Genomic DNA, 14,261 nt, shown 5'->3' with positions numbered 1-14,261 from the left:
AGGTCAGTTCGATGTGCCCGGCACGGCCGGAGCCACACCGGTCTTCTCGTACTCGGCAAGAATGTCGATGCGACGCTGGTGACGTTCCTCGTTCGACCACTCGGCCGCGAGGAAGGCATCCACGATCGCGAGGGTTTCCTCGAGCGTGTGCATCCGGCCGCCGATGCCGATCAGCTGAGCATTGTTGTGTTCGCGGGCGAGGGTGGCGGTCTCGACGCTCCACGCCAGCGCGCACCGCGCGCCCGGGACCTTGTTCGCCGCGATCTGCTCGCCGTTCCCGCTGCCACCGAGCACCAGTCCGAGGCTTCCCTCGTCCGCAACGGTGCGACGGGCGGCCTCGATGCAGAACGCCGGGTAGTCGTCCTGAGCGTCGTACTCGAAGGCGCCGCAGTCGATCGCCTCGTGGCCGTTCGCGGTCAGGTGTTCGATGATCTGATTCTTACGTTCGAAACCGGCATGGTCGGCTCCCAGGTACACGCGCATGAGCAGAGTCTAACGAGTCCCCGGTGTGCGGACCGACGCCCTGCCCGGATGTGCCCGAAGACGCCGCGCCCGGTGCCTCGAACGCGTCTCGCGTCCGAAGCACCGGGCAGGCTCGGACCTCAGTCGAACGTCGGGTCCTCGTTGCGGCTGCGCTTGAGCTCGAAGAAGTGCGGGTACGACGCGAGTGCGACGACGCCGTCCCACACGGTGCCGGCTTCTTCACCGCGCGGAATCTTCGACAACACCGGTCCGAAGAACGCGATGCCGTTGACGTGAATGGTCGGCGTTCCCACGTCCTGGCCCACGGCGTCCATTCCCGCGGCGTGACTCGCACGCAGCGCCGTGTCGTACTCGGTGCTGGCCGCGGCGTCGGCCAGCGACGGATCGAGGTCGAGTTCCGCGAGCGCGCCGGCGACGACGTCGTCGAGGTTCTCGTTGCCCTCGTTGTGGATCCGGGTGCCCATCGCGGTGTAGAGCGGCGAGAGGATGTCGTCGCCGTACTTCTGTGCCGCGGCGATGGCGACACGCACGGGACCCCATGCGTCCTTCATGCGTTCGGCGTACTCCTCCGGGAGATCGCGGCCCTCGTTGAGCACTGCCAGGCTCATCACGTGGAAGCGTGCCTCGATGTCGCGCACCTTCGTGACCTCGAGAATCCAGCGTGAGGTCACCCAGCACCACGGGCACAGCGGGTCGAACCAGAAATCAGCGGTGTCCTTGCCGGTGGGGGTGGTCGAGTCGCTCACGAAGGTCTCCTCAGGATGGTCCGAACCCGGCGGTTGCCGCGATACGCCGTCCAACAGTCTGTCGGGCCGTATTCTTCCCCGCCCTGTCCGCACGGGCGACGTTCCGACGTCCCGACCATGGCGCTACCCCGATCATGATGGGATGGATGCCTGCCGACATCCCGTCGTGAAAAGGAGCTCTTCTGTGGCACCACCCAATCTCACCCGCGAGCAGGCCGCCGAGCGCGCCGCCGTGTTGTCCGTCGACAACTACAGCATCGAGCTCGATCTGACGGACGGAGCCGGAGCACCCGGCACCACGACGTTCCGCTCTCTCACCACCGTGCGCTTCGACGCGACCGAAGGTGCGTCGACGTTCATCGACCTCATCGCGAAATCGGTCACCTCGGCCACCCTCAACGGCGCCCCGGTCGACGTGTCCGGCTACACCGAGGACACCGGGATCGCCCTGACGGGCCTGGCGGCACGGAACGAACTCGTCGTCGACGCCGAGTGCCTCTACACCAACACCGGCGAGGGTCTGCACCGATTCGTCGACCCCACCGACGACGCGGTGTACCTCTACTCCCAGTTCGAGACCGCCGACGCGAAGCGGATGTTCGCGTGCTTCGATCAGCCCGATCTCAAGGCGACGTTCGACGTCTCCGTGACCGCGCCCGAGAGCTGGAAGGTCATCTCCAACGGTGCGGAGGTGCAGACGGCGGCCGCGCAACCGGGGCAGCACATCTTCCGGACGACACCGCGCATGAGCACCTACCTCGTCGCGCTGATCGCCGGTCCGTACGCGCAGTGGACGGACGAGTACAGCGACGCGCACGGCACCATCCCGCTGGGCCTCTACTGCCGCGCGTCGCTCGCGGAACACATGGATGCCGACCGCCTCTTCGCCGAAACCAAGCAGGGTTTCGGTTTCTACCACGACAACTTCGGTGTGCCGTACGCGTTCGGCAAGTACGACCAGCTGTTCGTGCCCGAGTTCAACGCCGGCGCAATGGAGAACGCGGGGGCGGTGACATTCCTCGAGGATTACGTCTTCCGCTCCAAGGTGACCCGGTACTCGTACGAACGCCGCGCCGAGACGGTGCTGCACGAGATGGCACACATGTGGTTCGGCGACCTCGTCACCATGCGGTGGTGGGACGACCTGTGGCTCAACGAGTCCTTCGCGACTTTCGCGTCGGTGCTGTGCCAGGCGTCGGCAACCGAGTACACCAACGCGTGGACGACCTTCGCGAACGTCGAGAAGTCGTGGGCGTACCGGCAGGATCAGCTGCCGTCCACGCATCCGATCGCCGCGGACATCCCCGACCTCGCCGCCGTGGAGGTCAACTTCGACGGCATCACCTACGCCAAGGGCGCGTCGGTGCTCAAGCAACTCGTCGCCTATGTGGGGCAGGAACCGTTCCTCGCGGGGCTGCGCGACTACTTCCGCGAGCACGCGTACGGCAACGCCACTTTCGACGACCTGCTCGCTGCTCTCGAGAAGTCCTCCGGACGCGACCTGTCCGGGTGGGGAGCGCAGTGGCTCAAGACCACCGGGCTGAACATCATGCGACCCGATTTCGAGGTCGCCGCCGACGGCACGTTCACCCGCTTCGCAGTGGTTCAGGAAGGCGCCCTGCCCGGCGCCGGTGAACTGCGGGTCCATCGTCTGGCGATCGGTGTGTACGACGACGACGGCTCGGGCAAGCTCGTCCGGACCCACCGCGTCGAGATCGATGTCGACGCGGCCGAGCGCACCGACGTCCCCGAACTGGTGGGAGTGCCCCGCGGCAAGTTCGTGCTCGTCAACGACGACGACCTGACGTACTGCTCGGTGCGCCTCGACGACGAGTCGCTCTCGACGGTCCTCGAGCGCATCGGCGACATCACCGACTCGTTGCCGCGCACCCTCGTGTGGTCGGCCGCGTGGGAGATGACCCGGCAGGCGGAACTGAAGGCTCGGGACTTCGTCGCACTCGTGCAGCGCGGCATCGCCGCCGAAACCGAAGTGGGCGTCGTGCAGCGTCTGCTGATGCAAGCGGCCACCGCACTGGCAAGCTACTCGGAGCCGTCGTGGGCGAACGAGCGAGGCTGGCCCGACTTCGCGAACCGGCTGCTCGAGCTTGCCCGCGAGGCCGAGGCGGGATCGGATCACCAGCTCGCGTTCGTCAATGCGCTGAGCAGCGCGCAACTGTCGCCGTGGCACACCGAAGTACTGACCGAACTGCTCGACGCAGACCCGGCGTCGGTGGGACTGGACGGACTCGTCGTCGACACGGACCTGCGCTGGCGCATCGTCCACGCGCTCGCCGCGGCGGGCGAGATCGACAGTGACGGGGTCGAGTCGCCGTTCATCGACGCGGAGGCCCGCCGCGACGCCACTGCGGCAGGCGCCCGCCAGGCAGCTGCGGCACGCGCCGCCCGGCCACAGGCGGAAGTGAAGGAACAGGTCTGGGAGACCGTCGTGCACGACGACACCGTCCCCAACGTCACCGCCCGAGCCGTCATCGGCGGGTTCGCGCCGCTGGGTCAGAGCGACTTGCTCGCACCGTATGTCGCACGGTACTTCGCCGAGGTTCCGCAGGTGTGGGGGCGGCGCTCGAGCGAGGTCGCGCAGACGGTAGTGGTGGGTCTGTACCCGTCGTGGGCCGTCACCGAGGATGCGGTGGCAGCGGCCGACGACTTCCTCGCCGGGGAGCATCCGCCGGCGCTGCGCCGGCTCATCGTCGAGGGCCGCGCCGGGATCGTCCGGTCGCTGAAGGCACGCTCGTTCGACGCGTCGTGATCTCACACGGCATGTGAAACGCCTGTGGCCCGGTGCCGCACCCGGTCGTCGGACCGAGCGCGGCACCGGGCCACGGTGGCGGAGCGCAGAGACGGCAGGGTCGCCGGCGCCGCGAGACCGCCGAAACTACAGAAGCATCGAGACCTACGGTGCGATGATCGCGTTGGCCATCACGCGGACGGCACTGGTGATGCCGTCGAGCAGGTTCCCCTGGCCGAAGGACGCCAGCGCGGCGGTGACGCCGAGTTGCAGGACGCGATCCGTCGCGCGGGCGGAAGCCTCGCGTCCGGAACGGATCTCGATGGCCCGCTGATTGGGGTACACGGCGATCAGCACCGAGTTCTCCGCGTCGGGGGTCGCCGGCAGCAGCGCGTCGGTCTCGGCAGCCGGGTTCACGGCATCACCGATGTACACGGAGAACCGCACGTGGGTTGCCCGGATGGCATCGGTCAGCGTGTCGTCGAGCCGGATGAGGTCGCTGTCCTTGAACGGCGGTCCGGCGAACGGCTCGCCGAGCGGGCGAGCGCTCGAAATTCGGCCGCTCGTCGTGAGTGCCGCGCCGTACGGAAGAGTCTCCTGGGAACGGGCGGGAGTGTGGATCACGTCACCACTTGCCACTTGCGGTACCTCCGATCAGATCCGCCGGGTTACCGACGACATGTCCGTGATGGGCGTGATGCCCGGGGCGCGTCACTTCGTCCGTGGCGGTCCACAGCACCGGCTCGTACTCCCACTTCTGGCCGAGGGTGTACGCGGTATCGGACGGAACGGGGCCCGGGTATCGCTGCCCGGTCAGGGACAGACCGGCGAAGACCAAGATGATCAGCAGCGGAATGCCGACGAAGATCAGGGTTGTCTCGAGAATGCTCACACGCAAACGGTAGCCCAGGCACCCGGGAAAGGCCGCATACGCCCCTGATTCCGTACCGTGCCGTCAGGCGGCGCCCTCTCCCAGGTACGGCAGCCAGGTGGGGTGCAACTCCGGGAGGGTGGCGAGCAGGCGCCAGTGCCTGCCCTTCGGCGGGGTGAGAACGGCGCGCATCGTCCACCCGAGTTCGGCGAGCATCTTGTCTGCCTTCTTGTGGTTGCAGGGCGCGCAGCACGCGACGCAGTTCTCCCAGCTGTGCTCGCCTCCGCGACTGCGAGGCACCACGTGGTCGATCGTCTCGGCTTTCGCGCCGCAATATGCGCAGCGGTTTCCGTCGCGGTGCATGAGCGCCGCGCGGGTCATGGGTACCCGGGCGTGATAGGGCACCCGGACGTAACTGCGCAGGCGGATCACCGAAGGCAACTGCACCGACCATTCCGCTGAGCGGACGAACGGCGCGTGCGGGTCGTCGTGGACGGTATCGGCCTTACCACCGGTCATGAGAATGACGGCGCGCCGGGCCGGCAGCGCCGTGAGAGGTTCGTAGGTGGCATTGAGCAGCAGCACCCGTCGTTTGACCCAGTCGGGCACCGCCGTGCTGTCGCGCACCACGCGCAGGGTGTTGGCCCCCGGCGCCCCCATCGGGGCATCCGCGGGCGGGAGTTGTCGATGTGCGCTGCTGCGGTGCTTCATACGACCTCCGGAAGACTGGAAACAGTGCATCACGGATGGTCGAAAATCGCACCCTGAATCGTGCGACTTGCCGAGGTCGGGTATGTGAACTTCCGGGGCCGCCGGACACGGATACCGCTGCCGCGACGGGCGGGCCGCTGCAACGGGCACAATGGACACTCGAGAGGGATGGTGAGCAGAAACCGATGAGTGACGAGCAGACCTTCTACGACGCAGTGGGCGGCGCCGAGACGTTTCGTAAGATCACGGCGCGCTTCTACGAAGAGGTGGCCGCGGACGAGATCGTCCGTCCGCTGTACCCCGAGGAAGATCTCGGCCCGGCCGAGCGGCGCATGCGCATGTTTCTCGAGCAGTACTGGGGCGGGCCGCACACCTACTCCGACGAACGCGGCCACCCGCGCCTGCGCATGCGGCACCACCCGTTCCGCATCGGACCGCTCGAGCGCGACGCGTGGCTGCGCTGTATGCACACCGCGATCGCCTCGATCGACGAGGAGACCCTCGACGACGCCCACCGCCGCCAACTGCTCGACTACATGAACATGGCAGCCGACTCGATGATGAATTCGGCCGTGTGACGCCGTCCCGGGAACGGGTCAGCCCCTCCGCACGAGCGACCTGAGCTTTCCGGCGACGCGGAATCCGAAGATCAGCGGTGCGGGCATCACCCGATGCAGAATCGCATGTTTGCGGACGTACTCGGGAACCTCCCAGAGCGCGGACGTGCCGGCCCGGAACAGGGCCGCGTCCCCGGCACGGAGGATCCGCGGATCGGCGTCGTCGGAACTGACGATCACCGAACCTTCCACGATGTGGACGATCTCGTCGGCGCCGAAGTGCCATGTGAAACGGCCCGCCGTGCAGTCCCACACATGGGTGGTGGTGGTCAGGTCGCTCCCTGTCGACCATTGACCGCTGCGGGCCACCGGCGTCCCGTCGTGGATCCAGTCCGGGTCGATCGGATCGTCGTGAAGTTCCACATCGTCGAGGGAGACAGCGACGATCGGCGTCCAATTCATGAGGATTGTCCTATCACGTGTGCGCGGTCACAGGAATTCGCTGCCACGGTTCGACCTGTCCACGCAGCGCGCATCTGTCACGATGACTCCCGTGGCCCGCCCCAGCGATGCGCCGACCGACGGTCCCGTCCCCGCGCGGGCCTGGTGGCGCGATGCCGTGTTCTACCAGGTGTATCCGCGGTCGTTCGCCGACTCGGACGGAGACGGGGTCGGCGATCTCGCCGGGATCCGCAGCCACCTCTGGTACCTCGAACTCCTCGGAGTCGACGCGCTCTGGCTCAATCCCGTGATGCGGTCGCCGATGGCGGATCACGGGTACGACGTATCCGACCCCCGCGACATCGACCCTCTCTTCGGTGACATCGCCGCCTTCGACGCGTTGGTCGGCGAGGCGCACGCGCGGGGCATTCGTGTCGTGATGGACCTCGTGCCGAACCATGTCAGCAGCGAACATCCCTGGTTCCACGAGGCACTCGCCTCGCCACCGGGAAGCGCGGAACGCAACCGTTTCCATTTCCGGGACGGTCGCGGACCGGGCGGCGACGAGCCGCCGAACAACTGGCCCAGCATCTTCGGAGGTCCGGCCTGGACCCGGGTCACCGAGCCCGACGGCACCCCGGGCCAGTGGTACCTGCACGTGTTCGCCTCGCAGCAACCCGATCTGAACTGGGCCGACCCGGATGTCGGCGAGGACCTCGAGAAGACTCTCCGGTTCTGGCTGCACGACCGGCACGTGGACGGGTTCCGCATCGACGTCGCGCACGGCATGGCCAAGCCCGCAGACCTGGCCGACCACGACGGCTGGGAGGAGAACGAACTCCTCGGACATGCCGCGTCCGATCCCCGCTTCGACAATCCCGAAGTCCATGCCATCCACCGGGCTATCCGGGAAGTGCTCGACGAGTATCCGCATGCGGTGACGATCGGTGAGATCTGGGTCAGCGATCACGAGCGGTTCTCCGCCTATCTGCGGCCGGACGAGTTGCACCTCGGTTTCGAGTTCCACCTGACTCTCGCGGGCTGGGATGCGAACGAGATCAAGGAAGCGATCGACAAGGGCTTCGCCGCTGTCGCCGGCACACCGGCGTCCCCGACCTGGACATTGTCGAACCACGACGTGGACCGGGAGGTGAGCCGCTACGGAGGCGGTGCGCGCGGCCTCGCCCGGGCCCGCGCCATGATCCTGGTGGAGTTGGCGCTACCGGGTGCGGCGTTCGTCTACAACGGAGCCGAACTCGGGCTACCGAACGTGGATCTCCCGGACGAGGTGCTGCAGGACCCGGTGTGGGAACGCTCGGGGCGCACCGACCGTGGCCGGGACGGATGCCGCGTCCCTCTGCCGTGGGAGGGCACGGCCCCTCCGTTCGGATTCACCGGCGCGTCGCAGTCGTGGCTGCCCCAGCCCGAGAACTGGGCCGCGCTCACCGTCGAAGCGCAGCTCGCCGACACGGGATCGACACTGTCGCTGTACCGGCGCGCCATCGAGCTGCGGCACGAACGTCCGGAGATCTCCGGCGACGACATCGGCTGGTACGGCAGCCCGCCCGGCTGTCTCGCGTTCCGGCGTACCGGCGGAGTGACGTGTGTGCTCAACGCCGGCACGGAGCCGGTCGTGCTCCCGCCGGGCACGGTGCTGTTGTCCAGCACACCGATCGCGGGCCGGCATCTCCCGCCCGACAGTGCCGCCTGGCTCGTCTGACCGGGCTACACCACACTCAGACCGAGACCACCGGTCCGGCGCAGATGGACGGACCCGTACCGTGCATCGAGGCGCAGCCACGTCGGGGAGGCGCGAACCCGGACCACCTCGGCGGGATCGATGCCCTCGACATCGCCGGAGTCCCGGCCCGAGGTGGGGACGAATCCCATTGCGCCCAGCGCGAAGACCATCCGCATGGGCACCCCCACCGTCGTGTCACCGCCGCTCACTTCCAGTACTTCCTGCGCGAGCAGCGACGCCGGAGGTCCTTGCGCGCCCTGCTCGCGGGTCACGGTCACGCCGCGGTGGGCGAGTTCGACGAGCACGCGGGCAGGGACGTCGTCGACGTGCGTGTAGCCGCCCTCGGGGGGCAGCGCACCGCGCCAGGCCGAATCCATCGCCCATCCCGGGTCCACCTCGGGGTGCGGACCCGACGCCCCGACGAGCGCGGCGCGCAGGCCGTCGGCGGCGACGCACGTGTCGGCAGGATCGACGGTGCCGCGCACGACCCGCGACGCGAGGACCTCGAAGCCGGTCTGCGCCCACACGCCGAGCACACCGTCGCCCCGGCGGCGCAGGCGTACGACAGCCGCGTCGTCCATGCGCAGCACATGGGTGAGGAAGCTGGCGAGGTCGGTGCGCTCGGCGGGCCCGTCGAGACGTATCGCGCGTTCACCGCGGCCCCGGCCGGCTGTGTCAGTCACGCCGCCACCGCAGCAGGAACTCACGTTCGTGGTCGTCGAGCCGCCGCAGCCGCTGGGTGTCGATGTCGAACGCCGCAATCTGGGTGGAGGCGATCACGGCCGGTGCGGAGTCGGCCGGAGCGCCACCGGGACGCACCTCGTAACCGATGGTGAAGTCGACCGCCCGGACCTTCTCGGTCCACATCATGATGTCGAGCGGGCCGTCCGAGTGGCGGAGTTGCCGCCGGTACCGCACGTGGAGATCTGCGATCACGGCACCTTCGCGCAGGCTCTGGGTGGGCCGGCCGTCGGCGAAGAGCCACGGGATGCGCGCCTCTTCGAGCAACGTCACCATCCGCGCGTGGTTGATGTGCTGGAAGACATCCATGTCGGACCACCGCACCATCACCTCGGTGTGGAATCCGAACTGTTCCCCCGCGCTGCCCACTCGTTACCTCCGATCGGATGCGCCGGTGCGCACCATGCTTCTGATCTGACGTGCCGCCACCGACAGGACGGCGAGGTCCAGGTTCCCAGACGCGAAGATCTCCTCGAGCGCCGCCCTCGCACGCACGAGCCTCGACCCGTTGGACAACTCCCAGTCCTCGATCATCTCCGCGGTGGTCTCGCCCGGCTCCGCCCCGGCGAACACGTCGAGCACCAAGGCACTCAACGATCCGTACAGGTCGTCGCGTAATGCCAAGCGGGCGAGGGAGTGCCAGCGGTCTCCTCGTTCGAGGGCAGAGACCGCACTGAGAAGGCGGTCGATTCCGAGATGCGCGTCGAGTGCGTAGTACAGTTCCGCGACCTCCTCGTCGTCCCGCTCGACGATGTCCGCGACGTCGATGACATCGAGCAGCGCGAACTGCACGAGGAGGTAGTACACCGCATCCGTGGGTTCGGCCGGCGCACCCCGATCGAGCACGGGCCGGGTCCTGCGGGCGAAGTCTTCGACGTGATGCCCCCGCACCCATTCGCCGACCCGCGGGGCGAGTCGTGCGAAGCGGTCGCGATACCGGCTGATCTCCGCGCCCACCGCGAGGGGTTGCGGCCGTGTCGAGAGCAGCCGCCGCGACGCGCGGTCCAGGACCCGACGCGATTCGAGGAGCAGGTCGTCCTCGACGTCGGTGGGAAGCCGCTCGCTGCGGACCCGGTCCCAGATCGCGGGCAGCCCGAAGATCGCGGTGACCGCGGCGTATGCGCGGACCGCGTCGGTGCTCGACGCTCCGGTCTCCTCGGTCAGCCGGTACACGAAGGAGATGCCGCCGTTGTCGACGGTTTCGTTCGCGAGGATGGTCGCGACGATCTGCCGGCGGAGCGGGTGCGCCTTGATTGCGGTGGCGAACCGATCCCGGAGCGCGGGCGGGAAATAACCGGGCAGGCGCGACGCGAACGTGTCGCTGTCGGGCACGTCGGTGGCGAGAAGTTCCTCGACGAGGGCGAGCTTGACGTGGGCGAGCAGCTGGGACAACTCGGGCGAGGTGAGGCCCTCCCCCGCTGTGAACCGGCGTGCGATCTCGGCGTCGTCGGGTAACGCGTCGAGGCGACGGTCGAGTCCGTGCTCGGCTTCGAGCGCGCCGAGGAGCCGCTGGTGTACACCGAGCAGCGATGGCGCGGCCGCTCGCTCGAGACCCAGGACATTGTTCTGCCCGATGTTGTCGGCGAGCACGAGTTCCGCGACGTCGTCGGTCATGGAGGCGAGCAGCGGGTTACGGTCTTCGGTCCGGAGTTCGCCGGCGGTGACCACCGAGTCGAGCAGGATCTTGATGTTGACCTCGTGGTCGGAGCAGTCCACGCCCGCCGAGTTATCGATAGCGTCGGTGTTGATCTTTCCGCCGGTGCGGGCGTATTCGATACGCCCGAGTTGCGTCACTCCGAGATTGCCGCCTTCGCCGACCACCCGTGCCCGCACACTGTCGCCGTCGACGCGCACGGAGTCGTTGCTCTTGTCCCCGACGTCGGCGTGGGATTCCGAGCGCGCCTTGATGTAGGTGCCGATGCCGCCGTTCCACAGCAGGTCGACGGGTGCGCGCAGGATCGCCCGGATCAGTTCGGACGGGGCGAGTTCGGTGACGTCGTCGGGCAGGGCGAGCACCCGGCGGGCCTGTTCGCTGACCGGGATCGATTTGCGGGTGCGTTCCCACACTCCCCCGCCCTCGCCGATCAGTGCCGGGTCGTAGTCGGCCCACGACGAGCGGGGAAGCTCGAAGATCCGCCGTCGTTCGGCGAACGAGCGAGCCGCGTCGGGCTCCGGATCGAGGAAGATGTGGCGGTGGTCGAACGCGGCGACGAGCTGGATGTGCTCGCTGAGCAACATCCCGTTGCCGAACACGTCGCCGCTCATGTCACCGATGCCGGCGACGGTGAAGTTCTCCGTCTGCGTATCGAGTCCGCGCTCACGGAAGTGCCGCTTGACGCTCTCCCATGCGCCGCGCGCGGTGATGCCCATCTCCTTGTGGTCGTATCCGGCCGAGCCGCCGGATGCGAACGCGTCACCGAGCCAGAAGCCGTAGTCTGCCGCAACCGAATTGGCCAGGTCGGAGAACGACGCGGTGCCCTTGTCGGCGGCCACCACGAGGTAGGTGTCGTCGGTGTCGTGGCGCACCACCCGTTCCGGTGGGATCACCGTGGTGCGCGACCGATCGAGGTTGTCGGTGACGTCGAGCAGCCCGGAGATGAACCGGCGGTAGCACTGTTCGCCGCGCTCACGGACGGCTCGACGATCGGCAGCGGCGTCGCCGGTGGGCTGCGGCGCGTGCTTGACGACGAATCCGCCTTTCGCCCCGACGGGAACGATGACGGCGTTCTTCACCGCCTGCGCCTTGACGAGCCCGAGAACCTCGGTGCGGTAATCCTCACGGCGGTCGGACCATCGGAGACCACCGCGGGCGACGGCGCCGTACCGCATGTGCACGCCCTCCACATCGGGTGCGTAGACGAAGATCTCGAACTTCGGTCGTGGCTGCGGGAGTTCGGCGATGCCGGCCGGATCGAGCTTCATCGACAGGACGCGGCCGCGGGCGGAGTCGTCGTCCGCGGGGACGAAGTAGTTGGTGCGCAGGGTGGAGCGGATCAGCGAGAACAGCCCCCGCAGGATCCGGTCGGGGACCAGTCCTGTCACGGCCTCGATCTTCGACGTGAGCTCGCCGGAGATGCGTTCTTCACTCTCGGATTCGGCAACCTCCGGATCGAATCGGGCCTCGAACAGCCGGACCAGCAGGACCGTGATCTCGGGGTAGTCGAGCAGTACGCCTTCGATGTTGTGCTGACTGTACGGAAAACCGGTCTGCCGCAGGTATTTCGCGTACGCACGCAGCATGACCGCCTGACGCCACACCAGCCCGGCGCGCAACACCAGTTCGTTGAATCTGTCGGTTTCGGAGTCGCCGCGCCAGGCGACGACGAACATGTCGGTGAAACGGCCCGCGAGCGTCGGGTCGGAGTCCAGAGTGTCCGGCGAGAGATCGCCCGGAAGCCCGAGACCGAAATCGTAGATCCAGCAATCGATTCCGTCGGACCGTGGAACCCGGTACGGGCGCTCGTCGATAACCTGGACGCCGAGGCTCTGCAGCACCGGAAGCACCCGGCCGAGGGTGACCGGCTCGTCGCCGACGTACAGGGTGAAGCGCCACGCCCCGGGTGCTGCGCCGTCGGACCGGCAGAGCCGCGTCTCGATCTCACCGACCCGAAGACCCTCGAGCACCACCAGATCGGAGAGCGCGCGCTCCGACGGAAAATCCTCCTTGTACGCCTCGGGCACCGCGTCGGCGTATCGCTGCACCAGTGCGGCGTCGACGCGGGCATCGCCGGCGGCGGCCTCGGAAAGCCGATCGGTCCAGTTCCTGCTGGTCGCCGCGAGCAGCGCCTGGATCCGGATGCGGTTCTCGTCGGAGGTGTCGATCTCGTGCCGGCCGCGCCCGGGGAACCTGATCGTGACGTGCAGGAGAGCCAGCTCCCCCTCCGAGACCCGCGCGGTGTAGTCGAGGACTCCCCCGCCGTACTCGCTCAAGAGGATGTCCTGCATCGCGATGCGGACCTTCGTCGTGTACCGGTCGCGCGGCAGGTACACCAGGCACGACACGTACCGGCGGTGCGTGTCGACGCGTACGAACAACCGGACCTGCCTGCGGATGTCGACCACCGACGTGACGGTGTCGTAGAGGGTGGCGGTGTCCATCGAGAAGAGTTCGGCACGCGGGATGGTCTGCATGATCTCGAGCATCGCCTGACCGCTGTACGACGAAATGTCCACGTGGGCACGGGCGATCACGGCACGCACCCGGCGGGAGATGAGCGGGATGTCGAGGATGTTGTCGTTGAGCGCGGTCACTGTCAGCACTCCGAGGAAGCGGTGCTCACCGACCACGCGACCTTCCGCATCGAGGACTGCGATCCCCACGAAATACGGATAGACCGAGCGGTGCACGGTCGTCGGCAGCGCCCCCTGGGTGAGGACCAGCAACGGCCGCCGGTCGGGGTGCGCACCGGGCGGCAACTCGAGTGGATCGCTGTCGGGGCCCTCGGTGCGCAGGACCCCCAGTCCGCTGCCCCGGACGGGGCGCGCTCGCACCACGCCTGATCCATCGGTGTCGACGAACTCGTAGCGCCGGTAACCGAGCATGGTGAAATGCCCGCGGGCGAGCCAGCGCAACAGATCGGCGGTTTCGGCGAGAACGGTGGCGGTGTGCTGCGGCGGCGGAACGACCGCGAGCGCGTCGAGTGCACCGGCGAGTTCGCGCTGCAGGGCGAGCATCGGTTCGGTGTCGGAGACGACCTGCCGCACTTCGGCCAGCGCACGGCGGAGTCCGTCGTCGATCTCGTCGACTGTGGGTCCGTCGGCTCCGAGTGCGAACTGCACGTGCATCCACGACTCGGCGATCCGGTGCACAGGGTCCTCGTCGTCGACCGACGGGTTTCCGGGCGAGAGGTCGCGCAGCAGTCCCGCGTCGTCGCGCAGTGCCGAGAACTCCGGGTGCACCACCGCATCGACACCCACTCCGAGGCGGGCGAAGAGTGCCAGGACGGCCTCGACGAGGAGGGGCATGTCGTCGGTGACGATCTGGGCGGTCGATCCCAGTGGGTCGTCTCCCGGCGGACGAACCCGGATCGCCGCCGTGCCCGGCGCACGCTCGCGTCCCAGTTCGAGATGGGCGGCGGCCACTGCTTCGGGTGCGCCGATTTCCTCGCCCGACTGCTCGTACATCTGCACGAGAGTCGCCACCAACGACGAATCCAGTTGCGACGCAGTTGAATCCGCCATTACTTCACTCCCTGACCTGCTTGCCGGACAAAACCGAGCGCCG

At 68.0% G+C, this 14,261-nt stretch carries 12 protein-coding genes; 3 read left to right on the top strand and 9 right to left on the bottom strand.

Going from position 1 to position 14,261, the window contains the following annotated elements; genetic code table 11:
- Positions 1 to 3 precede the first annotated feature (3 nt).
- The gene (locus tag HF886_RS19435) at positions 4 to 483 is read right to left on the bottom strand and encodes a ribose-5-phosphate isomerase (RefSeq protein ID WP_169653216.1); all 480 of its coding nucleotides are present in this window, start codon (positions 481 to 483) and stop codon (positions 4 to 6) included.
- A gap of 119 nt (positions 484 to 602) precedes the next feature.
- Positions 603 to 1,229, bottom strand: coding sequence for a DsbA family protein (locus HF886_RS19430; protein ID WP_169653215.1), 627 nt, complete (start codon positions 1,227 to 1,229; stop codon positions 603 to 605).
- 184 nt (positions 1,230 to 1,413) lie between these two features.
- On the opposite strand from HF886_RS19430, the gene pepN reads away from it, so the two are divergent.
- Positions 1,414 to 3,996 carry an aminopeptidase N gene (gene pepN / locus HF886_RS19425; protein ID WP_169620469.1) on the top strand — a complete coding sequence of 861 codons (2,583 nt, stop codon included), beginning with the start codon at positions 1,414 to 1,416 and terminating at the stop codon, positions 3,994 to 3,996.
- A 144-nt stretch (positions 3,997 to 4,140) separates the two neighbouring features.
- Here pepN and HF886_RS19420 read toward each other — a convergent pair whose 3' ends face one another.
- The 3 genes from HF886_RS19420 to HF886_RS19410 all read right to left on the bottom strand — a co-directional run bounded on the left by HF886_RS19420 (position 4,141) and on the right by HF886_RS19410 (position 5,557).
- Positions 4,141 to 4,614 carry a DUF5130 family protein gene (locus HF886_RS19420; protein ID WP_169653214.1) on the bottom strand — a complete coding sequence of 158 codons (474 nt, stop codon included), beginning with the start codon at positions 4,612 to 4,614 and terminating at the stop codon, positions 4,141 to 4,143.
- Positions 4,601 to 4,867, bottom strand: a complete 267-nt coding sequence (locus tag HF886_RS19415; protein WP_169620467.1) for a hypothetical protein — start codon at positions 4,865 to 4,867, stop codon at positions 4,601 to 4,603. Before HF886_RS19415 ends, HF886_RS19420 begins: the two co-directional genes overlap by 14 nt.
- Positions 4,868 to 4,930: 63 nt before the next feature.
- The gene (locus HF886_RS19410) at positions 4,931 to 5,557 is read right to left on the bottom strand and encodes an HNH endonuclease (RefSeq protein WP_169620466.1); all 627 of its coding nucleotides are present in this window, start codon (positions 5,555 to 5,557) and stop codon (positions 4,931 to 4,933) included.
- A 185-nt stretch (positions 5,558 to 5,742) separates the two neighbouring features.
- On the opposite strand from HF886_RS19410, the gene HF886_RS19405 reads away from it, so the two are divergent.
- Positions 5,743 to 6,135 carry a globin gene (locus HF886_RS19405; protein WP_169620465.1) on the top strand — a complete coding sequence of 131 codons (393 nt, stop codon included), beginning with the start codon at positions 5,743 to 5,745 and terminating at the stop codon, positions 6,133 to 6,135.
- 18 nt (positions 6,136 to 6,153) lie between these two features.
- On the opposite strand, the gene HF886_RS19400 is transcribed toward HF886_RS19405, so the two are convergent.
- Positions 6,154 to 6,576 carry a cupin domain-containing protein gene (locus tag HF886_RS19400; protein WP_169653213.1) on the bottom strand — a complete coding sequence of 141 codons (423 nt, stop codon included), beginning with the start codon at positions 6,574 to 6,576 and terminating at the stop codon, positions 6,154 to 6,156.
- Positions 6,577 to 6,658: 82 nt separating this feature from the next.
- Here HF886_RS19400 and HF886_RS19395 point away from each other — a divergent pair, with 82 nt between their 5' ends.
- Positions 6,659 to 8,275: a glycoside hydrolase family 13 protein gene (locus HF886_RS19395; protein WP_169620463.1), complete on the top strand. Its 1,617-nt coding sequence runs from the start codon at positions 6,659 to 6,661 to the stop codon at positions 8,273 to 8,275.
- Between the two features lie 5 nt (positions 8,276 to 8,280).
- Here the strand turns inward: HF886_RS19395 and HF886_RS19390 are convergent, their stop codons facing one another.
- The 3 genes from HF886_RS19390 to HF886_RS19380 are packed head-to-tail and all read right to left on the bottom strand — an operon-like array spanning position 8,281 to position 14,161.
- Positions 8,281 to 8,979 (bottom strand): hypothetical protein, encoded by a 699-nt coding sequence (locus HF886_RS19390; protein WP_169620462.1) that lies wholly within the window; start codon positions 8,977 to 8,979, stop codon positions 8,281 to 8,283.
- Positions 8,972 to 9,406 (bottom strand): thioesterase family protein, encoded by a 435-nt coding sequence (locus tag HF886_RS19385; protein WP_169620461.1) that lies wholly within the window; start codon positions 9,404 to 9,406, stop codon positions 8,972 to 8,974. The genes HF886_RS19390 and HF886_RS19385 overlap by 8 nt, the downstream gene beginning before the upstream one ends.
- A gap of 3 nt (positions 9,407 to 9,409) precedes the next feature.
- Positions 9,410 to 14,161 carry an NAD-glutamate dehydrogenase gene (locus HF886_RS19380; protein ID WP_240955237.1) on the bottom strand — a complete coding sequence of 1,584 codons (4,752 nt, stop codon included), beginning with the start codon at positions 14,159 to 14,161 and terminating at the stop codon, positions 9,410 to 9,412.
- Positions 14,162 to 14,261 lie beyond the last annotated feature (100 nt).

It is taken from the genome of Rhodococcus sp. 105337, assembly GCF_012844225.1.
In the GTDB taxonomy this organism is placed as follows: domain Bacteria; phylum Actinomycetota; class Actinomycetes; order Mycobacteriales; family Mycobacteriaceae; genus Rhodococcus.
This window is presented reverse-complemented; position numbering and strand designations above follow the sequence as displayed.

Excerpts from the sequence above, each read along its gene's own strand:
- HF886_RS19435 (WP_169653216.1), bottom strand. The coding sequence starts at position 483 with ATGCGCGTGTACCTGGGAGCCGACCATGCCGGTTTCGAACGTAAGAAT.
- HF886_RS19410 (WP_169620466.1), bottom strand. The coding sequence starts at position 5,557 with ATGAAGCACCGCAGCAGCGCACATCGACAACTCCCGCCCGCGGATGCC.
- HF886_RS19405 (WP_169620465.1), top strand. The coding sequence starts at position 5,743 with ATGAGTGACGAGCAGACCTTCTACGACGCAGTGGGCGGCGCCGAGACG.
- HF886_RS19400 (WP_169653213.1), bottom strand. The coding sequence starts at position 6,576 with ATGAATTGGACGCCGATCGTCGCTGTCTCCCTCGACGATGTGGAACTT.
- HF886_RS19395 (WP_169620463.1), top strand. The coding sequence starts at position 6,659 with ATGACTCCCGTGGCCCGCCCCAGCGATGCGCCGACCGACGGTCCCGTC.
- HF886_RS19380 (WP_240955237.1), bottom strand. The coding sequence starts at position 14,161 with ATGTACGAGCAGTCGGGCGAGGAAATCGGCGCACCCGAAGCAGTGGCC.